The organism is Pseudomonas sp. B111 (assembly GCF_026428275.1).
In the GTDB taxonomy this organism is placed as follows: Bacteria; Pseudomonadota; Gammaproteobacteria; order Pseudomonadales; family Pseudomonadaceae; genus Pseudomonas; species Pseudomonas aeruginosa.
In genome coordinates this window covers 2,949,903-2,970,321 of record NZ_CP097857.1, presented here as the reverse complement: position 1 = coordinate 2,970,321, position 20,419 = coordinate 2,949,903, and the positions used below count along the sequence as shown (strand labels likewise).

General features: G+C 66.5%; 19 protein-coding genes. 6 read left to right on the top strand and 13 right to left on the bottom strand.

Annotated elements, in window-relative coordinates:
* Positions 1 to 36: 36 nt before the first annotated feature.
* On the bottom strand, positions 37 to 1,077 hold the full coding sequence (locus tag M6E97_RS13680; RefSeq protein WP_015503100.1) for an RNA methyltransferase: 1,041 nt from the start codon (positions 1,075 to 1,077) through the stop codon (positions 37 to 39).
* A 37-nt stretch (positions 1,078 to 1,114) separates the two neighbouring features.
* Between M6E97_RS13680 and M6E97_RS13675 the strand changes: the two genes are divergently transcribed.
* Positions 1,115 to 1,477: a DUF1883 domain-containing protein gene (locus M6E97_RS13675; RefSeq protein ID WP_003122824.1), complete on the top strand. Its 363-nt coding sequence runs from the start codon at positions 1,115 to 1,117 to the stop codon at positions 1,475 to 1,477.
* A 13-nt stretch (positions 1,478 to 1,490) separates the two neighbouring features.
* Positions 1,491 to 1,988 carry a prolyl-tRNA synthetase associated domain-containing protein gene (locus M6E97_RS13670; RefSeq protein WP_003120234.1) on the top strand — a complete coding sequence of 166 codons (498 nt, stop codon included), beginning with the start codon at positions 1,491 to 1,493 and terminating at the stop codon, positions 1,986 to 1,988.
* A gap of 56 nt (positions 1,989 to 2,044) precedes the next feature.
* On the opposite strand, the gene M6E97_RS13665 is transcribed toward M6E97_RS13670, so the two are convergent.
* The 4 genes from M6E97_RS13665 to tsi1 form a co-directional block, all read right to left on the bottom strand.
* Positions 2,045 to 2,407, bottom strand: a complete 363-nt coding sequence (locus M6E97_RS13665) for a YggL family protein (protein WP_003108731.1) — start codon at positions 2,405 to 2,407, stop codon at positions 2,045 to 2,047.
* Positions 2,408 to 2,421: 14 nt separating this feature from the next.
* Positions 2,422 to 6,126, bottom strand: a complete 3,705-nt coding sequence (gene metH, locus M6E97_RS13660; protein ID WP_003088025.1) for a methionine synthase — start codon at positions 6,124 to 6,126, stop codon at positions 2,422 to 2,424.
* Between the two features lie 274 nt (positions 6,127 to 6,400).
* The gene (tse1, locus tag M6E97_RS13655) at positions 6,401 to 6,865 is read right to left on the bottom strand and encodes a type VI secretion system effector peptidoglycanhydrolase Tse1 (RefSeq protein WP_003088027.1); all 465 of its coding nucleotides are present in this window, start codon (positions 6,863 to 6,865) and stop codon (positions 6,401 to 6,403) included.
* 41 nt (positions 6,866 to 6,906) lie between these two features.
* On the bottom strand, positions 6,907 to 7,425 hold the full coding sequence (tsi1, locus tag M6E97_RS13650) for a type IV secretion system immunity protein Tsi1 (protein WP_003088030.1): 519 nt from the start codon (positions 7,423 to 7,425) through the stop codon (positions 6,907 to 6,909).
* Positions 7,426 to 7,786: 361 nt separating this feature from the next.
* Here tsi1 and M6E97_RS13645 point away from each other — a divergent pair, with 361 nt between their 5' ends.
* Both M6E97_RS13645 and nfuA read left to right on the top strand, forming a co-directional pair.
* Positions 7,787 to 10,075 (top strand): fatty acid cis/trans isomerase, encoded by a 2,289-nt coding sequence (locus M6E97_RS13645; protein WP_003088032.1) that lies wholly within the window; start codon positions 7,787 to 7,789, stop codon positions 10,073 to 10,075.
* 122 nt (positions 10,076 to 10,197) lie between these two features.
* Positions 10,198 to 10,782: a Fe-S biogenesis protein NfuA gene (nfuA, locus tag M6E97_RS13640; RefSeq protein WP_003088034.1), complete on the top strand. Its 585-nt coding sequence runs from the start codon at positions 10,198 to 10,200 to the stop codon at positions 10,780 to 10,782.
* Positions 10,783 to 10,840: 58 nt separating this feature from the next.
* Here nfuA and M6E97_RS13635 read toward each other — a convergent pair whose 3' ends face one another.
* Genes M6E97_RS13635 through M6E97_RS13625 form a run of 3 tightly spaced genes read right to left on the bottom strand, consistent with a single transcriptional unit; the run spans position 10,841 to position 13,284 of the window.
* Positions 10,841 to 12,010 carry an MFS transporter gene (locus tag M6E97_RS13635; RefSeq protein WP_033938144.1) on the bottom strand — a complete coding sequence of 390 codons (1,170 nt, stop codon included), beginning with the start codon at positions 12,008 to 12,010 and terminating at the stop codon, positions 10,841 to 10,843.
* A gap of 4 nt (positions 12,011 to 12,014) precedes the next feature.
* Entirely contained in the window at positions 12,015 to 12,257 is a 243-nt protein-coding gene (locus M6E97_RS13630; RefSeq protein WP_003088038.1) for a DUF1272 domain-containing protein, read from the bottom strand.
* 22 nt (positions 12,258 to 12,279) lie between these two features.
* Entirely contained in the window at positions 12,280 to 13,284 is a 1,005-nt protein-coding gene (locus M6E97_RS13625; RefSeq protein WP_003088040.1) for a GlxA family transcriptional regulator, read from the bottom strand.
* Positions 13,285 to 13,532: 248 nt separating this feature from the next.
* On the opposite strand from M6E97_RS13625, the gene M6E97_RS13620 reads away from it, so the two are divergent.
* Positions 13,533 to 14,738, top strand: a complete 1,206-nt coding sequence (locus M6E97_RS13620) for a sensor domain-containing diguanylate cyclase (protein WP_003132751.1) — start codon at positions 13,533 to 13,535, stop codon at positions 14,736 to 14,738.
* 48 nt (positions 14,739 to 14,786) lie between these two features.
* Here M6E97_RS13620 and M6E97_RS13615 read toward each other — a convergent pair whose 3' ends face one another.
* Positions 14,787 to 15,062 carry a hypothetical protein gene (locus M6E97_RS13615; protein WP_003098204.1) on the bottom strand — a complete coding sequence of 92 codons (276 nt, stop codon included), beginning with the start codon at positions 15,060 to 15,062 and terminating at the stop codon, positions 14,787 to 14,789.
* A 284-nt stretch (positions 15,063 to 15,346) separates the two neighbouring features.
* On the opposite strand from M6E97_RS13615, the gene M6E97_RS13610 reads away from it, so the two are divergent.
* Positions 15,347 to 16,210 carry a LysR family transcriptional regulator gene (locus M6E97_RS13610; RefSeq protein WP_003108721.1) on the top strand — a complete coding sequence of 288 codons (864 nt, stop codon included), beginning with the start codon at positions 15,347 to 15,349 and terminating at the stop codon, positions 16,208 to 16,210.
* Here M6E97_RS13610 and M6E97_RS13605 read toward each other — a convergent pair.
* The 4 genes from M6E97_RS13605 to M6E97_RS13590 all read right to left on the bottom strand — a co-directional run bounded on the left by M6E97_RS13605 (position 16,198) and on the right by M6E97_RS13590 (position 20,383).
* Entirely contained in the window at positions 16,198 to 17,355 is a 1,158-nt protein-coding gene (locus M6E97_RS13605) for an HPP family protein (protein WP_034005415.1), read from the bottom strand. The genes M6E97_RS13610 and M6E97_RS13605 overlap by 13 nt on opposite strands.
* Before the next feature lie 91 nt (positions 17,356 to 17,446).
* Entirely contained in the window at positions 17,447 to 17,668 is a 222-nt protein-coding gene (locus M6E97_RS13600) for a hypothetical protein (protein ID WP_003108719.1), read from the bottom strand.
* Positions 17,669 to 17,670: 2 nt separating this feature from the next.
* Positions 17,671 to 19,113 (bottom strand): cytochrome-c oxidase, cbb3-type subunit I, encoded by a 1,443-nt coding sequence (ccoN, locus tag M6E97_RS13595; protein WP_003139901.1) that lies wholly within the window; start codon positions 19,111 to 19,113, stop codon positions 17,671 to 17,673.
* 346 nt (positions 19,114 to 19,459) lie between these two features.
* The gene (locus M6E97_RS13590) at positions 19,460 to 20,383 is read right to left on the bottom strand and encodes a DUF808 domain-containing protein (RefSeq protein WP_003088054.1); all 924 of its coding nucleotides are present in this window, start codon (positions 20,381 to 20,383) and stop codon (positions 19,460 to 19,462) included.
* Between the last annotated feature and the right edge of the window lie 36 nt (positions 20,384 to 20,419).

The following is a 20,419-nucleotide window of genomic DNA, read 5'->3' as shown; positions in this document are numbered from 1 at the left end:
CTGAGAGTCTAGACCCTTGGCGGGAGGAGGGTGGCTTCAGGCCTGGCGGGCGGGGATGCGCCGTTCCGCCGTGCCCTGCGTGGCCCTGGCGCGCAGTTGCCCGCAGCCGCCGTCGATGTCCTGGCCGGCCGAGTTGCGCACCTTGGTCAGCACGCCGCGGCTGTGCAGGTAGCGCACCAGCTCGACGATCCGCTCCCCGCTCGGGCGCCGGTAGGCGTCGCCGTCCATGCTGTTATAGGGGATCAGGTTCATCACCGCGAAGCGGCCTTTGAGCAGGCGCAGGATGCCGTCCATTTCCTCCAGGCTGTCGTTGATCCCTTCGAGCAGGGTCCATTGGTACTGGATCGGATAGTCGACCCGGCGGGCGTAGGCCTCGCCGGCTTCCACCAGTTCTTCCGGGCTCAGCGGCGGCGCCTTGGGCAACAGTTGCCGGCGCAGTTCGGCGCGGGTGCTGTGCAGGGACAGGGCGAGGGCGGGCTTCACCCGTTGCCGGGGCAGGCGCTCGAACACGCGGGGATCGCCGACGGTGGAGAACACCAGGTTCTTGTGGCCGATGCCGCCATCGGTGCCGAGCAGGTCGATGGCTTCGAGGACGTTGTCGAGGTTGTGCGCCGGCTCGCCCATGCCCATGAACACCACTTTCTTCACCGCTCGCCGACGCCGCGCCAGGACCACCTGGGCGACCATTTCCAGGCTGCCGACCTGGCGCAGCAGGCCGCTGCGGCCGGTCATGCAGAACACGCAGCCGACCGCGCAGCCGACCTGGGTCGAGACGCACAGCCCGCCGCGCGGCAGCAGCACGCTTTCCACCATCTGCCGGTCGGCGAGTTCCACCAGCAGGCGCGACGAGCCGTCGCTCGCCGGATGCTCGCTGTGCAGGCGGGCGATGCCTTCCAGTTCCGCGGCGACCTGCGGCAGGCCATGGCGTACGCTCAGCGGCAGGAAGTCCTCGGCCGGCTGGCGGGCGGTGCAGGCATCGAGGGCGCGGCCTTGCAGCCAGGCGCGGACGATCCTCCCGCAATGCAGGGGCTTGGCGCCGAGATCGGCGAGGCGCTGGTGGAGGTCTTGGCTACGCATGGGGCGCGCATCCTACCATTGCCCGTCATGAGGCGGTATGGCCGGCGCCGACGTGCTATCGTTGCGCTCCGCTCCACCGCAGCAACGGAACCGTTCCATGAAATTCGTCCACCAGCGCGAACACCTCAACGAAGACGACATCGTGGTCATCGAGTGCTCGCAGCAATGCAATATCCGCCTGATGAACGACGCCAATTTCCGCAGTTTCAAGAATGGCGGGCGGCATAGCTACCATGGCGGCGCCTTCGACCGCTTCCCGGCGAAGATCAAGGTGCCCAGCACCGGGTTCTGGAACATCACCATCGATACCGTGACCCGGCGCCCGATCAGCGTGACGCGCAAGCCGAACTTCAAGTGGTCGATCAAGTTCGTGCGCCGTTCCGGTTCGCAGTTCACCTGAGGGCGCGCGTCCCATGAGTGCGAAAATGGACGAGCAGGCGCTTCTGGCGTTGCTCCGCGAGCTGGCCATCGACAGCCAGCGGGTCGAGCATCCGGCCATCGCCTCCATCGAGGAATATTACGCGCAGGGCATCGAATTGCCCGACCAGGGCATCAAGAACCTGTTCCTGCGCAACCGCAAGGGTACTCGCCACTACCTGGTGCTGCTCGACGAGCGCAAGGAGGCCGACCTGCCGGGCATCGCCGAACAGATCGGCGAAAGCCGCCTGTCGTTCGCCTCGGTCGAGCGCCTGCGCGAATACCTCGGCGTCGAGCTGGGCTGCGTGACGCCTTTCGCGCTGGTCAACGATCCGCGGCACAGGGTCGAGGTGTTGCTCGACGATGCCATTCGCCAGGACCAGTTGCTCGGTTTCCACCCGTTGGTGAATACCGCCACCGAGTGCATCCGCTACGCAGACCTGCTGGCCTTTCTCGCCCACACGGGGCATGAACCGCGCCTGATCCGGGTGTAGGTCGCAGCTTCGCGCCTGCTGGCGCCAGGCCAGGCCAGGTCATGCCGGCGCCGGTTTCACTCGAAGAAGTTGTGCCAGCAGTCGCTCAACGGGCCGACCTCGAAGGTCTTGCACCAGGGTTGGGCTTCCAGCCACAGGCGGGCGCTTTCCCGGTCCGCTTCGTCCAGGCTGCCGACCCGCGCCAGGCACAGGTAGCCGCTGATCTCCGCCTGTTCCGGCGAGCCTCCGCCGCCGAACACCCAGCCCTGGGCCTCGACGAAGTCGATCAGATGGTCCAGCGCATCGTCGTGGGAGAGGGCGCTGCGGTCGTAGGTCAGTTCGAAGCTGAAGCCGAACTCCTGGAACTCGCCCAGGCGCAGTTTCTTGCGCAGGCGGCGCTTGCGCGGCTTTTCCATCTGCTCGGGAGTGAGGAATTTCATCGTCGCCTTCCTGGTCAGTCATCGTAGCCAAGGTTCGGCGCCAGCCAGCGCTCGCTGACGCTGGCTTCCTGGCCCTTGCGCTGGCTGTAGCGTTCCACCTGGTCCTTGTCGATCTTGCCGACCGCGAAGTACTGCGCCTGCGGGTGGGCGAAATACCAACCGCTGACCGCCGCGGCGGGGAACATCGCGTAGTGCTCGGTCAGGCTGACGCCGGACAGGCCCTGCGGATCGAGCAGTTCGAACAGGGTGCCTTTCTCGGTATGGTCGGGGCAGGCCGGGTAGCCCGGTGCCGGGCGGATGCCGACGTATTGCTCCTTGATCAAGGCCTCGTTGTCGAGGTGCTCGTCGCGGGCGTAGCCCCAGTACTCCTTGCGCACCCGCTCGTGCAGCCACTCGGCGCAGGCTTCGGCGAGGCGGTCGGCGAGCGCCTTGACCATGATGCTGTTGTAGTCGTCGCCCTTGGCTTCGTACGCCTTGGCCACTTCCTCGGCGCCAATCCCGGCGGTGGTGATGAAGCCGCCGATGTAGTCGCGCACGCCGCTTTCCTTCGGCGCGACGAAATCGGCCAGCGACAGGTTCGGCTTGCCGTCCGGCTTGATCGTCTGCTGCCGCAGGTGGTGCAGGGTGGCGAGGGTCTCGCCGTCGGCGCCGTAGACCTCCAGGTCGTCGTGCTCGACCTGGTTGGCCGGCCAGAAGCCGAACACCGCGCGGGCCTTGATCAGCTTCTCGTCGATCAGCTTCTTCAGCATCGCCTGGGCGTCGTTGAACAACGAGGTGGCGGCCTCGCCGACCACCTCGTCGGTGAGGATGCGCGGGTACTTGCCGGCCAGGTCCCAGGAAATGAAGAACGGCGTCCAGTCGATGTACTCGGCGAGCACCGCGAGGTCGATCTCGTCGAGCACCCTGACGCCGGTGAAGGAAGGCGTCGGCGCCTGGTAGCCGGCCCAGTCGAACGCTGGCTTGTTGGCGATCGCCTGTTCGTAGCTCAGCCGCTCGGTGCGGGCGCTGCGGTTGGCCGTGCGTTCGCGGACCACCGCGTAGTCGGCGCGGGTGCGGGCCACGTAGTCGGCCTTCAGCTCCTTGGACAGCAGGCTGGTGGCCACGCCTACCGCGCGCGAGGCGTCGGTGACGTAGACCACCGCGTCGTTGCTGTACTGCGGATCGATCTTCACCGCGGTATGCGCCTTCGAGGTGGTGGCGCCGCCGATCATCAGCGGCAACTGGAAATTCTGCCGCTGCATTTCCTTGGCGACGTGGACCATCTCGTCCAGCGACGGCGTGATCAGGCCAGACAGGCCGATGATGTCGCATTTCTCGGCGATGGCGGTCTGCAGGATCTTCTCCGCCGGCACCATCACGCCGAGGTCGACCACGTCATAGCCGTTGCAGCCGAGCACCACGCCGACGATGTTCTTGCCGATGTCGTGCACGTCGCCCTTCACCGTGGCCATCAGGATCTTGCCCTTGGCTTCCGGCTTGTCGCCTTTCTCCGCCTCGATGAAGGGAATCAGGTGGGCCACCGCCTGCTTCATCACTCGCGCGGACTTGACCACCTGCGGGAGGAACATCTTGCCGGCGCCGAACAGGTCGCCGACCACGTTCATCCCGGACATCAGCGGACCTTCGATGACCTCGATGGGGCGCGCGCACTGCTGGCGGCATTCCTCGGTGTCCTCGACGATCCAGGTGGTGATGCCCTTGACCAGCGCATGCTCGAGGCGCTTCTCGACGCTGTAGCTGCGCCATTCCTCGTCCTCGGCCTCCTTGACCGCGCCGCCGCCCTTGTAGTCGTCGGCGATCGCCAGCAGGGCCTCGGTGGCCTCGGGCGTGCGGTTGAGCACCACGTCCTCGACCCGGTCGCGCAGCGCCTTCGGGATCTCGTCGTAGATTTCCAGCTGGCCGGCGTTGACGATGCCCATGGTCAGGCCGTTGCGGATCGCGTAGTAGAGGAACACCGAGTGGATCGCCTCGCGCACCGGGTTGTTGCCGCGGAACGAGAAGGACACGTTGGACACCCCGCCCGAGCTGAGGGCGTAGGGCAGGTGGTCGCGGATGTAGGCGCAGGCGTTGATGAAATCGACCGCGTAGTTGTTGTGTTCCTCGATGCCGGTGGCGATGGCGAAGATGTTCGCGTCGAAGATGATGTCTTCCGGCGGGAAGCCGACTTCGTCGACCAGGATGTCGTAGGAGCGCTTGCAGATTTCTTCCTTGCGCGCCTGGGTGTCGGCCTGGCCGTCCTCGTCGAAGGCCATCACCACCACCGCGGCGCCGTAGCGCTTGCACAGGCGGGCATGGTGCTTGAAGGCCTCGACGCCTTCCTTCATCGAGATCGAGTTGACGATGCCCTTGCCCTGGATGCACTTGAGGCCGGCCTCGATCACCTCCCACTTGGAGGAGTCGATCATGATCGGCACGCGCGAGATGTCGGGCTCGGAGGCGATCAGGTTGAGGAAGGTGACCATGGCCGCCTTCGAGTCCAGCATGCCTTCGTCCATGTTGATGTCGATCACCTGGGCGCCGGCTTCCACCTGCTGCTGGGCGACCTCGAGGGCTTCCGCGTAGTTTTCCTCGCGGATCAGCCGGGCGAACTTGGCCGAGCCGGTGATGTTGGTGCGCTCGCCGACGTTGACGAACAGCGAGCTGCGGTCGATGGTGAACGGCTCCAGGCCGGACAGGCGGCAGGCCCGGGGAATCTCCGGGATGGCCCGCGGCGGGTACTTGGCCACCGCCTTGGCGATCGCCTCGATGTGCGCCGGGGTGGTACCGCAGCAGCCGCCGACGATATTGAGGAAGCCGGCGGCGGCGAATTCCTCGACCACCACGGCCATTTCCGCCGGCGATTCGTCGTATTCGCCGAAGGCGTTCGGCAGGCCGGCGTTGGGGTGGGCCGAGACATGGGTGTCGGCCTTGGTCGACAGTTCCTCGATGTACGGCCGCAATTCCTTGGCGCCGAGGGCGCAGTTCAGGCCTACCGAGATCGGCCGGGCATGCCGCACCGAGTTCCAGAAGGCCTCGGTGGTCTGGCCCGACAGGGTGCGGCCGGAGGCGTCGGTGATGGTCCCGGAGATCATGATCGGCAGCTCCACGCCGAGTTCCTCGAACACGCCCTGGACGGCGAAGATCGCCGCCTTGGCGTTGAGGGTGTCGAAGATGGTCTCGATCAGGATCAGGTCGGCGCCGCCTTCGATCAGGCCGCGGGTCGCCTCGACGTAGTTCTCCACCAGTTCGTCGAAGGTGACGTTGCGGTAGCCGGGGTTGTTCACGTCCGGGGAAATCGAGCAGGTGCGGCTGGTCGGGCCGAGCACGCCGGCGACGAAGCGCGGCTTGTCCGGGGTCTCGGCGGTCTTCGCGTCCGCCACCTGGCGGGCCAGGCGCGCCCCTTCGACGTTGAGTTCGTAGGCCAGCGACTGCATGCCGTAGTCGGCCTGGGACACCTGGGTGGCGTTGAAGGTATTGGTCTCGAGGATGTCGGCGCCGGCGTCGAGGTAGGCCTTCTCGATGGCCTGGATCACGTCCGGGCGGCTGAGCAGCAAGAGGTCGTTGTTGCCTTTCACGTCGCTCGGCCAGTCGGCGAAGCGCTCGCCGCGGTAGTCGGCTTCTTCCAGCTTGTAGCTCTGGATCATGGTGCCCATGCCGCCATCGAGGATCAGGATACGTTCCCTGAGGGCGTGCTGGAGGGCTTGCAGGCGGGCGCTGCGATCGGTGAGCGGGCTGGACATGGATGGACCTGGCGTCAGTGGGCGGAAAGGTGAAAAGCATAACAAAGGCAGGGGCTTTCCGACCGGGGGTGGCTGGACCATGAATTTCATTCAAGTTGAAAGATGTTCATCCGCGGGCCGGAAAAGCCCCTGGCGCCGTTTTGTCGCAGCATACGGGCGGAATGCGGAGGTCGGAGTGCGCAGGCGGGCGGCGAAGGGGCGGGCGAGTGGGGTCGGGATGCTCGTGGGGAATCGTGCTGCGAATGAGTCTGGCTCATTCGCAGCACGGCCTGAATCAACTGGCCCTGGGCAGGCTGCAACTGGCCAGGGAGTAGACGTAGTAGTTGAGGCGGTCGCGGTCGGTGCGATTCCATACCTGGCCGACCGACTTCAGGCCCTGGCTCTGGCCGACCGCGCCGGCGATGCTGCCGCACCAGCACATCGGGTACTTCTGCCGATACAGCGGACCGCTGATGACCACCGCGACGTGCCCGTAGGTGCGGCCCTTCAGGCCGGCGATCACCAGGAAGCCCTGGGCCGCCTTCTGCGCGGCCTCGGCGCCGGAGGCGAGCTTGGTCCAGCTCTGCTCCAGGCCGTCGACCATGGCGTTGGCGTTGCCGCGGGGCATCGGTACGCCCAGCTCGGCGGCCACCGACTGGACGAAGCCGGAACAGTTGTCCTTGTTCGGGGTGCCGGCCAGGTAGCTCTTGTCCCAGCTGTTCTTGCAGGCGTTGACGATGCATTGATCGAGACTGTCCATGTATCACCTATGCGTGTCGATAAGGGGCGCTCCGGCCCGGATCATTTCTTTGCGGTCTGGCAGAACGGCGTGAGCGAACGCTTCACGATCTTCGCGCAGCTGTCGACGGATTCGCCCGAGCATTTCTCTCCCAGGCGCAGCCCGTCCTTGTCCACCGCCCAGCGCTGGCCGGAGATGTCCTCGCGGTGCACCACCTTGCAGGTGGCGCTGTCGTAGGACACCAGCTCGGCGCTGGAGCCGCTGAATTCATGCATCAGCACGCGCCGACCGTCCTGGCTCAGGAACACGCCGCCGCGCGACCAGATGCCGCCGTCCTCTATGCGGCAATCGTTGCCGCTGTCGCGGTCGGCCAGGTAGACCGGCGGTTCGGGAAAGGCATCGGGGTTGTCGTCGTTGGGATCCTCGTTGCTGAACATCACGCGGACGTGCTCGTCCTCGCCGCCGAACATGTTCGGCGAGCCGAACTGGGGCACGATTTCCAGCTGGGTGAAAGTACAGTCCGCCGCCTGGGCCGAAAGGCTCAGGAAGAGAGCGGCGAAGCTGCCGGCGAGCAGTTTCATGGGGCGGGTTCTCCGTTGGGCCGCCAGGGCGGCGAAAGGATGGACCAGGCCGCGCCGGGCGCGAACGGAAGCGCCGCCTGGCGACAGCAGGCGGAAAGCGGCGAAGAGGGGACGTGGGGCGCACGCGAACGGGCGCGGATGGGGCGCGGCGAGTCGAAACATATCCCTGTTTCCTCGAAGTCATCGTCCTTGATCGCCAGGGCGGGCCTGGGAGCCCGGCTAGCATACGTGGCGGCCGAAGCCGGTGGAATGCTGGCGAAATGGCGGCTCAGGCCCGGGGCGAGTTCGCCCGCCGTTGTGAAAGTGCGGCGCAGAGAGGCGGGTTTGCTAGAATCGCCCGTCGCCGAGTGAGGAGTGGTTCATGTTGCCAAGACCGTTGGTTGGGTTGGCCTTCGTTTTGTCGTCTTTTATCCAGTCTGTTTCCGCTGCTGAAATTTCCTATAGCCGTGACGTCCAGCCGATCTTTACCGCCAAGTGCGTCGCCTGCCACGCCTGCTACGATTCGCCCTGCCAGCTCAACCTGAGCAGCGCCGAGGGCGCGCAGCGCGGCGCCAACCAACTGCCGGTCTACGACGGCACGCGGACCAAGGCGCAGGAAACCACCCGCCTGTACCTCGATGCGCACGGTGCCGACGCCTGGCGGCGCAAGGACTTCTGGTCGGTGCTCGAACCGCAGGACGGCCAGGCCGCACTGATGGCGCGGATGCTCGAGCTTGGCCACAGCCAGCCGTTGCAGCCGAATGCGAAGATCCCCGAAGGCCTGGACATTTCGATCAACCGCGCCAACCAGTGCCCGACGCCGGCCAGCATCGATGCGTTCATCCGCAAGAACCCAGGTTCCGGCATGCCTTTCGCGGTGGCCGGGCTGAGCGACGACGAATACGCCACTTTGCAGAAGTGGCTGGCCGCGGGCGCCCCGGTCGACCAGCAGCCGTTGCGGCCGACCGCCGCCGAGGCGCGCCAGGTGGCCAGCTGGGAGCGTTTCCTCAACCAGTCTGGGGCCAAGCAGAGCCTGGTCTCGCGCTGGCTCTACGAGCACCTGTTCCTGGCGCACCTGTATTTCCCGGAACAGGGCGCGCCCGGCCACTTCTTCCAGCTGGTGCGTTCACGCACGCCCAGCGGCCAGCCGATCGACCCGATCCCGACCCGGCGTCCCAACGACGATCCGGGCAACAGCTTCTATTACCGCCTCTGGCCGATCCAGGGCGTGATCGTCCACAAGACGCACATCACCTATCCGCTGACGGCGAAGAAGCTGGAACGCGTCCAGGAGCTGTTCTTCGGCACCCAGTGGAACACCGACAAGGTTCCCGGCTACGGCGTGCAGAGCCGCGCCAACCCGTTCGTCACCTTCGCCGCGATCCCGCCACGGGCGCGCTACCAGTTCATGCTGGACAACGCCGAGTACTTCACCCGTACCTTCATCCGCGGGCCGGTGTGCCGTGGACAGATCGCCACCGACGTGATCCGCGACAACTTCTGGGTGGTATTCCAGGACCCCGAGCAGGACCTGTTCGTCACCGACGCCAACTTCCGCGCGCAGAGCGAGCCGCTGCTGGCCTTGCCGGGGCAGATCGACGAGCTGAAGAACCTGCTCGGCCTGTGGAGCGCCTACCGGGACAAGCGCAACGAGTACGAAGACCTGCGCCAGGACGTCTACGCCGACGCGCCACCGCCGACCTGGAACACGATCTGGCACGGCAACGACAACGCCCTGCTGAGCATCTTCCGCCAGTTCGACAGCGCCTCGGTGCGCAAGGGCCTGCTTGGCGAGGTACCGCAGACCCTGTGGCTGATGGACTACCCGCTGTTCGAGCGAACCTACTACGGGTTGGTGGTGAACTTCGATGTCTTCGGCAACGTCTCGCACCAGGCGCAGACGCGTCTGTACTTCGACCTGATCCGCAACGGCGCCGAGCAGAACTTCCTCCGCCTGATGCCGGTCGACGCGCGCCAGCCGTTGCTTGACGACTGGTACCAGAACAGCGGCAAGCTGAAGATGTGGATGGACTACCAGGCCTTCGACGATGACACGCCGAGCGCGCTGGGATTGCCGGAGAAGCAGCCGAAGAAGGCCTTCGCCGAAGAACTGCTGCGTCGCTACGGCGACCTCAATGCGCGCCCCGACCCGATCAACCGCTGCCTGGACGGCAACTGCTATCGACCGGGCATCGACCGCGAACTGCAGGACGCCGAGCAGGCCTTCAGTCGCCTGGTCAGCCGGCCGGCGGCCGGCCTCAAGGTCATAGAGCGCTTCCCCGAGGCGACCATGCTGCGGATACGTACGTCCAGCGGCAAGCGCGAGATCTATACCGTGCTGCGCAACCGCGCGCACAGCAATGTCGCCTTCATGCTCGGCGAGTCGCTGCGCTACCAGCCGGGCCTGGACACCCTGACGATCTACCCCGGCGTGCTGTCCAGCTATCCGAACTTCATGTTCGATCTGCCGGCGACGGATGCCGAGGCCTTCGTCGGCGCCCTGGAGGCGGCGAAGAGTAGCGAGGACTTCGACAAGGTGGTCGAACGCTGGGGCGTGCGCCGCAGCAATCCGCAGTTCTGGAGCTACTTCCACGATCTGGAGGCGTACATCCGCGAAACCGAACCGGTCGAGGCGGGCGCGCTGGACATGAATCGCTACGAGAACCTCTGAGTGTCGCGACCCGCTCCGCAAGGGGTGGGTCGGTTATCGCGAATTATTCCTACTAATTTACTAGGGCTTTATCCGCAAGTACCGATTGGCGTAAACTGTCGGCATATTTGCGAGGAGTTGCCATGAGCGCCATCACCATTACCGAAGCTGCCCAAGCGTATCTGGCCGAGTTGCTGGAGAAGCAGAGCACCCCGGGTATCGGCATTCGTATCTTCATCACCCAGCCGGGTACCCAGTACGCGGAAACCTGCATCGCCTACTGCAAGCCGGGCGAGGAAAAGGTCGAGGACACCGCCATCGCCCTGAAGGACTTCACTGCCTGGATCGATGCGGTCAGCGAGCCCTTCCTCGAAGACGCGGTGGTGGACTACGCCACCGACCGCATGGGCGGCCAGCTGACCATCAAGGCGCCGAACGCCAAGGTGCCGATGGTCAACGAGGACAGCCCGATCACCGAACGCATCAACTACTACCTGCAGACCGAGATCAATCCCGGCCTGGCCAGCCACGGCGGACAGGTGAGCCTGGTCGACGTGGTCGAGGACAACATCGCCGTGTTGCGTTTCGGCGGTGGTTGCCAGGGCTGCGGGATGGTCGACATGACCCTCAAGGATGGCGTCGAGAAGACCCTGATCGAGCGTATTCCCGAACTGAAGGGCGTGCGCGACGTGACCGACCACAGCAACAAGGAGAACGCCTACTACTGAGGCGTTTCCGTAAAGCAGAAGAGGCGACCGCAAGGTCGCCTTTTTCGTTGCCGGCGTTTCAGCGCGACAGCGTCCGCGTTCGCCGTACCGGCCAGAGCAGTGCCAGCGCCACCAGCAGCGCCGGCCAGACCAGCAGGTTCACCGCGTTCCAGCCAAGGCTGGTGATCAGGGCGCCGGAGCCGAACGACATCAGCGCCGCCACCAGGCTGTTGCCTTGCTCCATCAATCCTTGCGCGGCGCCGCGCTCGCTTTCGGCGTGGCCCTCGCCGAGCAGGGTGGTGCCGGCGATGAGCATCAGGTTCCAGCCGCTGCCCAGGGCCAGCGAACTGAGCAGAAAATGCATGACCGACTGCCCGCCCAGGGCGATGCCGGCACTTGCGGCGAGCAGGAACGCGCCGAGCAGGGCGACGCGACGGTTGCCGATGCGGTCGACCAGCGCTCCGGCGAAGAACGCCGGAAGGAACATTCCCAGCACGTGCCACTGGATGACCCGACTCGACTGTTCCAGCGGCAGGCCGCAGAAGCTCATGGCCAGCGGCGTGGCGTTCATGATCAGGATCATCAACCCGTGTCCGGCCGCGGTGCAGGCGATGGCCGCGCGGACCACCGGCCGCCGCAACAGGCCGCTTATGTCGCGCCAGGCGAGCCGTGCCGGGCGTGGCGCCTGGCCTTCGCGGAGCAGGGCCATCAGCAGCAGGCCGGCGAGGGCCAGCACGGCGATCAGCAGATAGGCGCCGACGAAGGGCTGGGCCAGCGCGTTGCGCGACCACAGCGCCAGGCTCGGCGCCAGCAGCGCGGCGAGTACTCCGCCGGCGAGCACGTAGGCGCTGGCGCGGCCTTTCCGCCCGGCATCCACCGCCTCCAGCGCGGCGAACCGGTAGTACATGGCCGAGGCCTGGTAGACCCCGATGCCCAGCGCGCCGAGACAGAACCAGAGGAAATCGCCAGTCCAGACACCGGCGGCGCAGACCAGGCCGCCGAGCACGCCGCCGCCGGCGCCGAGCATCAGCCCGGGACGTCGGCCGTGGCGCTGCATGAAGTGCGACAACGGCTGCACCGCCAGCAGGTTGCCCAGCACCAGCAGGGCCAGGGGCAGGGTGGCCAGGCTGTTCAACGGCGCCAGCTGGACGCCGACCAGCGAGGTCAGGGTTATGCCGATCAGCGAACAGGACCAGTACAGGGCCTGGCCGCAGAACAGCAGGAGCAGGGTCGGGTTGCGTAGCAGCATGGCGTCACTCCGGACAACCGCCGGGCCTGACGACGCGCCGGCTGGAGGCGGGCTGACGGACCAGCGCATCCCGCGGACGCCTTGGCCGGGCCAGCAGTTCGCCGCCGCAGTTCGGGCATTGGCCGCCCAGGCGGGTCGTCGCGCAGTCGCGGCAGAAGGTGCACTCGAAGGTGCAGATCAGCGCGTCGCCGCTGTCGCCGGGCAGGTCGCGGTCGCAGCACTCGCAGTTGGGGCGCAGTTCCAGCATGGGAAGGTCCTCGGTGGGAGCGTCAGGCCAGCATGCCGAAGCGTTCGGCGTATTCCTGGGGGCTGACCGAAAGATGCTTGTGGAACGTCCGCCGGAGGTTTTCCGGATGGCCGAAGCCGCACAGCCGGGACACCGTGGCGATCGATGCCTGGGCGTCCTGCAGCAGGGCGCGCGCGGCCTCCAGGCGAACCCGCTCGACGTAGCGACCGGGCGCCACGCCCAGTTCCTGGAGAAATACCCGGGACAGCGTACGCGGGCTCATGCAGGCCCGGTCGGCGAGGGCTTCCAGGGACAGGTCGCCGGCGAGGTTGGCGGGAATCCACTCCAGCAGCGCGGCCAGGCGCGGGGTGCGGCTCGGTTCCGGGGTCAGCCAGGCGCTGAACTGGGCCTGGCCGCCAGGACGCTTGAGGAACATCACCAGGCGTCGCGCGACGCTGAGCGCCAGGCTGCGGCCGAGGTCGGCCTCGACCAGCGCCAGGGCCAGGTCGATTCCCGCCGTGACGCCGGCCGAGGTGAAGATGTGGGCGTCGCCGTCGCGGCACTGCGGGTCGTAGGTGTGCAGGCGGTCGCCTTGCACATGGACGCCGGGAAACCCCTGGCGCAGCGTCGCCACGTCGGCCCAGTGGGTGGTCGCTGGGTGCCCGTCGAGAACCCCGGCGGCGGCCAGGATCAGCGCTCCCGAACACACCGAGCCGAGCCGCCGTATGCGCGGTTCGGCGGCTTTCAGCCAGGCGAGCAGGTCGGCGTTGCGGGTCTGCGCCTCGACACCGAGGCCGCCGGGCACCAACAGGGTGTCCAGGCTTTCCGGCGGACAGTCGCGCCAGGCGAGGTCGGCGCAGATGCGGATGCCCGCGGAACTGGGCACCGCTTCGCTACGCTCGCCGAGCACCTGTATCCGGTAGAAAGGCGGCAGACCCTGGCGCTGGCGTTCGACGTTGGCCGAGGCGAATACCTGCAGCGGTCCGGTCACGTCCAGGCTCATCACGTCGGGATAGATCAGGCAGGCAATCAGGCGTGGTTCGGGCATGGCATGACCTCATGGCGATGGCGGCAGTCTGGCGTCCTTCGGACCTGGCCGCAATGCCAGTTGGCCCACGGATCTTGCCATTCGCTCGCCGGGGCGTCCCGCTGCGCCGATGGCTGGTATCGCCTCGGCACGCCGCATGCCCTATTGTCTGGTAACGGGTGATGGCTTTTTGACTCATCGCTGTAGAGGCGCCAGGGTATTGTCGTCCAGGCCTGTTCCAGCGTTCGGTCCGAGGTAGGGGAGTCAGCATGCTTGCACGCGACGGCCTGGTACAGGCTGGTCTGCCGGATAATCCGTATGCGCGCCAGTTGCGCAACGGTTTTCGTTGGTTGCGGTTCGAAAAGGAGCTGGAAAACGAGTTTCGCGAGTTTCTCAGCTGGAACTCGCTGATGCAGCGGCGTGCTGCCATCGGGGTGGCGTTCCTGATCTGGACGCTGTTCATCGTGGCCGACTGGTTGATGGTGGACATCCGCCTGCATCCCAACCTGTTCGAGCAACTGCTGGGCGTGCGCCTGGGAATGATCGGCCTGCTGCTGGTGGTCTGGCCGGCGGCCTTCCTGCCCAGCCTGCGCAAGGTCGGCGATGCCATCGCGCCCTACTGCCTGCTGCTGATCAACCTGGCGGTGCTGGCCTGCGACGTGCTGTTCGAGTGGCATGGGGTGCCGCGCTTCACCCAGTTGGGCGCGACCCTGGGCATCCTCGCGGTGTTCTTCCCGCTCGGCCTGGCGTTCTGGGCCTGCGTGCGCCTGGCGTTGCTGTGCCTGGCCTTGAACCTGGCGGTATTCCTGCTCTTCGGCGGCGAAGAGAACCTGCGCACCAACCTGCTGAATACGCTCTACAACGGCCTGGTGGTGCTGATCTGTTCGTTCGCCCTGTACCTGCAGGACTACGCCCAGCGCGAGCAGTTCCTCGGCCGGCGGCTGCTGGGCATGATGGCCGAACAGGACAGCCTCACCGGCCTGGTCAACCGACGCTACTACGAGCTGCTCGCCCAGCGGGCCCTGGAGCAGGGCGCCCGCGAGGAAAAGGGGGTGGCGCTGATCCTGGTGGATGTCGACGACTTCAAGGCCTACAACGACCACTACGGGCATCCGGCCGGCGATGCCGCCCTGCGCCAGCTTGGCGTCGTGCTCCGGCAGGGCGCGCGGCGGCCGCTGGATATCGCCGCGCGCCTGGGCGGGGAGGAGTTCGCCGTGTTGCTCTACGACAGCGAGGAGGGCAACACCCTGGCCATCGCCGAGCGCCTGCGGCAGGCGGTGGAGGCGCTGGGCATCGAGCACCTGGGCTCCAGCGCCGGCCCCTGCCTGACCATCAGCCTGGGGGTGGCCTATTCGACCTCCGGCATGGGCCTGGACGCGCTCTATCGCGAGGCCGATCGCGCGCTCTACGAGGCCAAGGATGCAGGGCGCAACGCGGTGCGCGTGGCGTTCCGTCAGCACGACCGCCTCGAATAGAGGAAACGAAAAAGGCGCCCGTGGGCGCCTTTCGTCGTATGGAGCGGCTCAGCCTTGGCTGGGCATACTCCAGTCCTGCAGGTTGTAGCCGTTGTGGCTGAGTTCTTCGCGTGCCTGTTGCAGCAGGCCGGCAAGCTGCTCCGGATCGGAGTAGGCGGAGCTCGGAATGCGTGCACGGCCCAGCAGGCGGGTGCCGGTGCGATCGACTACGGACAGGCTCAGGCCGCCGTCACTGCCTAGCTCGGACCAGGCAACGCACTGGTATGGCTGGAAGGCGCGCCCGGTGATCAGCAAAGCCTCGTTGAAACGGAGCGTAGCGTTCATGGGAGTCGGTCTCTCTCGTTCATGTCTGTGTGGAACATGGGTGGCGCTTCCCGGCTCCACCGTGTTCGGTCACGCTAACTGATGCTTTCGAAAGCGAAAAAGTCACGGCGTGGCGCGTTTGTGCAACAGGTTGTCGCTTTTTCGAAGGGTTTAGGCGTGCCGAAGCGGCTAGGCGCGGTGTTTTGTCGCAGATTTCCAGGAGCGCGGCCAGGCCGCCTTGCGCTCGCCGCCCGCGCCTGCACAGCCTAGAATGGCGGCCCACCTGTGGCAGCGGACCGCTTCGCATGGATATCGACCTCGCCCGTACCTTCCTGGAGATCGCCCGCAGCGGTAGTTTCGTCGCTGCCGCGGAACGCCTGCACCTGACCCAGACGGCCGTCACCGCGCGCATCCAGAACCTCGAAGGGCAACTCGGCTGCCGGCTGTTCGTGCGCAACCGCGCGGGCGCGCGCCTGACCGCCGACGGCGAGCACTTCCTCGGCTACGCCAGCCAACTGGTGCAGACCTGGGATGCGGCGCGACGCGACCTGCCGCTGCCGGACGGCTTCCGCAACCTGCTCAACCTCGGTGGCGAGGTCAGCCTGTGCAATCCGTTGCTGCTGAACTGGATGCGGCGCCTGCGCGAGGCGATTCCCGGCCACGCCGTGCGGGTCGAGATCGGCCAGGGCGCCGACCTGCTCAAGCAACTGGAGCAGGGCGCGCTGGACGCCGCGCTGGTCTACCAGCCGGAATACTGGCCAGGGCTGCAGGTCGAGCAGTTGCTGGAGGAAAAGCTGGTGATGGTGCGTTCCGTGGTATCCGCGGAGCCTTATCTGTATGTCGACTGGGGCCCGGATTTCCGCAGCCAGCACGATGCCGCGCTGCCGGACCGGGCCAAGGCCGCGCTGGCCTGCAACCTCGGTCCGCTGGCCCTGCAGTACATCATGCAGAACGGCGGTAGCGGCTATTTCCGTACCCGGGTGGTGAGCAGCTACCTGGATGGCGGCACCCTGCAACGGGTCGAGCAGGCGCCGGAGTTCGCCTACCCGACCTACCTGGTGTACTCCCGCGAGCGCCTGTCGCCGACCCTGCGCCATGCGTTCCAGTTGCTGCGCGAAGTGGTCCGCGAGGACAGCGACTGGTCGCAGCGCTGGGACTACGTGATCTGATCGGCCTGGCCCAGGTGCTGCAGCCAGTTGCGGTAGAGCGCGGCGATCAGGTCGGTCTGGCTGACGATGCCGACCAGGTAGCCGGCTTCGTTGAGCACCGGCAGGCAGTGCAGGCCTTCGTCGGATAGCAGCGAGACCAGTTCGACGGCGTGGGTGTCGGCCTGTACGCAGACCACCGGGGTGGTCATGATCGTCTTCAGCTTGGTCCCGCGCAGGAAGCGCAGGCGCTTGAACGGGCTGCCGTCGGGGCGGAAGTGCTTGAGCAGGTCGCTCTGGGTGACGATGCCGGCCAGCCGCCGATGCTCGTCGAGCACCGGCAGGGCCTTCAGGCGGTGTTCCTGCAACTGCTTCCAGGCGTCGTCGATGAAGGTCTCGGTGCTGGCGGTCTGCACGTCGCGGGACATGATCCGTGCCGCGGTCAGCTCGCCCATGCGCCGGCGCAAGGCGTAGCGCTCGGTGTGGTGGATCAGTCGCTCGAGGTCGTCGCGGGTGATGTCGACGTATTCGCCGAAGTCCTGCAGCGCCTGGTCCAGGTCCCGGGCGGAGAAGTCCGTCCGCGCGCTCGGCGCCAGGTCGCGGGTGCCATGGAGATTGGCCCGCGGCGGCTGGTAGGGCCGCGGGTAGGGAGAGCGCATCAGGTTGTTGTAGAGCAGCGCGCAGCCGATCAGCACCAGGGTGGAGAGCAGGATCGGCCAGACCACGTCGATGCCGAGTTCGCTCAGGGACGGGTTGAGGGCCACGCTCAGGGCCAGCGCGCAGCTCGGCGGATGCAGGCAGCGCAGGGCGAACATCAGCAGCATGCCGAGGGCCATGCCGACCAGGGCCGGGGCCAGTTCGTGCCCGAACCAGTAGGCGCTGAGGCCGCCGGCCAGGGCGGCGACCAGGTTGCCGCCGAGCATCGACCAGGGTTGCGCCAGGGGGCTGGAGGCGAGGGCGAACAGTAGTACGGCGGATGCGCCCAGCGGCGCTGCCAGGCGCAGCGCCAGTTCGCTGCCGAACAACGCCTGGCAGGCGAATACCGCGCCGAGCGCGCCGATGCAGGCACCGAGTCCGGCGCGCAGGCAGTCGCGCGGTCGAGCGTTCAGGGTCAGGGGGCGGAAGCCTTTCAGCCAGGTGCGTACGGCGGTGCTGGGGGAGTCGTTCATGGAACTCTTCGAAGCGAAAGAAAGGGGCCGTTGCCGGCCCCGCAAGGCACTTTCGTGCTGGAGGCATCCATCCCTGGATGATGGAGTCGGTTCAGGCGAGGAACGGCGGGCCGGCGGCCTCGCGGGATTCCTCGAGGGGGCGGACCACCTGCCGGCAGATCTTGCCGGTATCCCGGGCGACCCGGCGGGCGGCCTCGGGATCGTCGGCGAACGGCAGCAGGGCGGCCTGCTCGCGTTCCTCGCGGGTACTGCCGGCGAGGCTGAGCGCGAGGCCGAGCACCAGGGTGGAGAGGCACAGCAGGGACAACAGCATGTTCAGGCCCCCTGGCCGGCCGCCAGGACCGGCTGCCGCTGCTCCTGCGCGCTGCGCAGGGTCCGCCAGGTGTTGTAGGCCATCAGCAGCATGCCGCTGGCGAAGGTGGCGCCGCCGAGCAGGCGCACCACGTAGCCCGGATGGCTGGCCACCAGCGCCTCGACGAACGAGTAGGTGAGCGTGCCGTCCTCGTTGATCGCCCGCCACATCAGGCCCTGGGTGATGCCATTGACCCACATCGAGGCGATGTACAGCACGGTGCCGATGGTGGCCAGCCAGAAGTGCGCGTTGATCAGGCCGACGCTGTGCATCCGCTCGCGGCCCCAGAGTTTCGGGATCATGTGGTAGAGCGTGCCGATGGAGATCATCGCCACCCAGCCGAGGGCGCCGGCGTGGACATGGCCGATGGTCCAGTCGGTGTAGTGGGACAGCGAGTTGACCGTCTTGATCGCCATCATCGGGCCTTCGAAGGTGGACATGCCGTAGAACGCCAGGGACACCACCAGGAAGCGCAGGATCGGGTCGTCGCGCAACTTATGCCAGGCCCCGGAGAGGGTCATCATGCCGTTGATCATACCGCCCCAGCTCGGTGCCAGGAGGATCAGCGACATCACCATGCCCAGCGACTGCGCCCAGTCCGGCAGCGCGGTGTAGTGCAGGTGGTGCGGACCGGCCCAGATGTAGATCGAGATGATCGCCCAGAAATGCACGATGGACAGGCGATAGGAGTAGATCGGTCGCCCGGCCTGCTTGGGCACGAAGTAGTACATCATGCCGAGGAAGCCGACCGAGAGGATGAAGCCGACCACACTGTGCCCGTACCACCACTGGATCATCGCGTCGGTGGCGCCGGAATAGGCCGAGTAGGACTTGCCCAGGCTCACCGGCAGCAATGCGTGGTTCACGATATGGACCATCGCGGTGACGATGATGAAGGCGCCGTAGAACCAGTTGCCGACATAGATGTGCTTCACCTTGCGGCGGGCGATGGTGCCGAAGAACAGGTAGGCATAGACCACCCAGACGATGGCCATCCACAGCGCCAGTGGCCATTCCATCTCGGCGTATTCCTTGGAGGTGGTGTAGCCCAGCGGGTAGCTGACGATCATCCCCACGATCGCCGCCTGCCAGCCCCAGAACACGAAGCGCGCCAGGACGTCGGAAATCAGCCGCACGCCGCTGGTGCGCTGCACCACGTAGAAGGAGGTGGCGAACAACGCGCTGCCGCCGAAGGCGAAGATCACCAGGCTGGTGTGGATCGGGCGGATGCGGCCGAAGCTGGTCCAGGGCAGGTCGAGGTTGAGCGCCGGCCAGACCAACTGGGCGGCGATGAACACCCCCAGGCCCATGCCGAGGATGCCCCAGACCAGGGTCATCAGGGTGAACTGGCGGACGACGTCGTAGTTGTAGCCGTCCGGATCTTTTCTGCTATCCGTATCGTTCATGGTTGCTGGCACGCCGGGCCCCGGGGGCCGGCCGGCTGGCGAGCAGGCGCGACCCTCGGGTCCTCGTTGGGTTATCGGTATTTTTCTGGGTATCCCGTTGCCGGGTCGATGGAGTGCGGAGGTCGGATCTTCGTCTGGAAGGCTCGGAACAGACGGCTCATGGCACTGGTGGACATTCTAGGAGGGGAGCTTTATTCGTCTCCAACGAATAATGTTGCTATTACAGTGCAAAATTATTGAATTGAAACGGAGGGGGACTTCTGGGGCAGGGCGCACAACCGCTTCGTGGGATGTGCGCCAGGGCGGCTATCCGCCCTCCGCGATGGTGCTGCCGGCGATGGCAGGCTCAGCCAGTCTTTTTCTTCTTCGGCAGCAGGCGCTTGACCAGCAGCACCCCCGCCAGCACCACGGCGCCGGCGACGATGCCGAACAGGAAGTTCAGCAGGGTTGGGGTGATCGCCGCCAGCAACGGGCCCAGCGTGGCGATGCCGGCGACGCTCTGCGCGGCCTGTTCGATGGCGTGGTGGACCACCGGGATACCGTGGGTGAGGATGCCGCCGCCGACCATGAACATCGCCGCCATGCCGACCACCGACAGGCCTTTCATCAGGTACGGCGCGGTGCGCAGGATGGCGCCGCCGAGCCCTTGGGCGAAGCCGCTGTCGCGCTTGGACAGATAGAGGCCGGCGTCGTCCAGCTTGACGATGCCGGCGACCAGGCCGTATACGCCGATGGTCATCACCAGGGCGATGCCGACCAGCACCAGCACCTGGGTGGTGAAGCTGGATTCGGCGACGGTACCGAGGGTGATGGCGATGATTTCCGCGGAGAGGATGAAGTCGGTACGGATCGCGCCGCCGATCTTCTGCTTTTCCAGGGCAGCCACGTCGACATTGGCCGCCAGCGCTGCCTCGTCGGCGTGCTCGTCGTCATGGGGCAGGTACTTGTGGGCGATCTTCTCGAAGCCCTCGAAGCACAGGTAGGCGCCGCCGAGCATCAGCAGCGGGATCACCGCCCAGGGCGCGAAGGCGCTGATCAGCAGGGCGGCGGGGACGAGGATCGCCTTGTTCCGCAGCGAGCCCTTGGCCACCGCCCAGACCACCGGCAGTTCGCGGTCGGCGTTGACCCCGGTGACCTGCTGGGCGTTCAGCGCCAGGTCGTCGCCGAGAACGCCGGCGGTCTTCTTCGCGGCGACCTTGGTCATCAGCGAGACGTCGTCGAGCACCGCGGCGATATCGTCGAGGAGGGTGAGGAGGCTGGCTCCGGCCATGTTTGGGTTTCCTTACTGGTAGGGGGCGCGAGACGC

Excerpts from the sequence above, each read along its gene's own strand:
- M6E97_RS13680 (WP_015503100.1), bottom strand. The coding sequence starts at position 1,077 with ATGCGTAGCCAAGACCTCCACCAGCGCCTCGCCGATCTCGGCGCCAAG.
- M6E97_RS13675 (WP_003122824.1), top strand. The coding sequence starts at position 1,115 with ATGGCCGGCGCCGACGTGCTATCGTTGCGCTCCGCTCCACCGCAGCAA.
- M6E97_RS13670 (WP_003120234.1), top strand. The coding sequence starts at position 1,491 with ATGAGTGCGAAAATGGACGAGCAGGCGCTTCTGGCGTTGCTCCGCGAG.
- M6E97_RS13665 (WP_003108731.1), bottom strand. The coding sequence starts at position 2,407 with ATGAAATTCCTCACTCCCGAGCAGATGGAAAAGCCGCGCAAGCGCCGC.
- metH (WP_003088025.1), bottom strand. The coding sequence starts at position 6,126 with ATGTCCAGCCCGCTCACCGATCGCAGCGCCCGCCTGCAAGCCCTCCAG.
- tse1 (WP_003088027.1), bottom strand. The coding sequence starts at position 6,865 with ATGGACAGTCTCGATCAATGCATCGTCAACGCCTGCAAGAACAGCTGG.
- tsi1 (WP_003088030.1), bottom strand. The coding sequence starts at position 7,425 with ATGAAACTGCTCGCCGGCAGCTTCGCCGCTCTCTTCCTGAGCCTTTCG.
- M6E97_RS13645 (WP_003088032.1), top strand. The coding sequence starts at position 7,787 with ATGTTGCCAAGACCGTTGGTTGGGTTGGCCTTCGTTTTGTCGTCTTTT.
- nfuA (WP_003088034.1), top strand. The coding sequence starts at position 10,198 with ATGAGCGCCATCACCATTACCGAAGCTGCCCAAGCGTATCTGGCCGAG.
- M6E97_RS13635 (WP_033938144.1), bottom strand. The coding sequence starts at position 12,010 with ATGCTGCTACGCAACCCGACCCTGCTCCTGCTGTTCTGCGGCCAGGCC.
- M6E97_RS13630 (WP_003088038.1), bottom strand. The coding sequence starts at position 12,257 with ATGCTGGAACTGCGCCCCAACTGCGAGTGCTGCGACCGCGACCTGCCC.
- M6E97_RS13625 (WP_003088040.1), bottom strand. The coding sequence starts at position 13,284 with ATGCCCGAACCACGCCTGATTGCCTGCCTGATCTATCCCGACGTGATG.
- M6E97_RS13620 (WP_003132751.1), top strand. The coding sequence starts at position 13,533 with ATGCTTGCACGCGACGGCCTGGTACAGGCTGGTCTGCCGGATAATCCG.
- M6E97_RS13615 (WP_003098204.1), bottom strand. The coding sequence starts at position 15,062 with ATGAACGCTACGCTCCGTTTCAACGAGGCTTTGCTGATCACCGGGCGC.
- M6E97_RS13610 (WP_003108721.1), top strand. The coding sequence starts at position 15,347 with ATGGATATCGACCTCGCCCGTACCTTCCTGGAGATCGCCCGCAGCGGT.
- M6E97_RS13605 (WP_034005415.1), bottom strand. The coding sequence starts at position 17,355 with ATGAACGACTCCCCCAGCACCGCCGTACGCACCTGGCTGAAAGGCTTC.
- M6E97_RS13600 (WP_003108719.1), bottom strand. The coding sequence starts at position 17,668 with ATGCTGTTGTCCCTGCTGTGCCTCTCCACCCTGGTGCTCGGCCTCGCG.
- ccoN (WP_003139901.1), bottom strand. The coding sequence starts at position 19,113 with ATGAACGATACGGATAGCAGAAAAGATCCGGACGGCTACAACTACGAC.
- M6E97_RS13590 (WP_003088054.1), bottom strand. The coding sequence starts at position 20,383 with ATGGCCGGAGCCAGCCTCCTCACCCTCCTCGACGATATCGCCGCGGTG.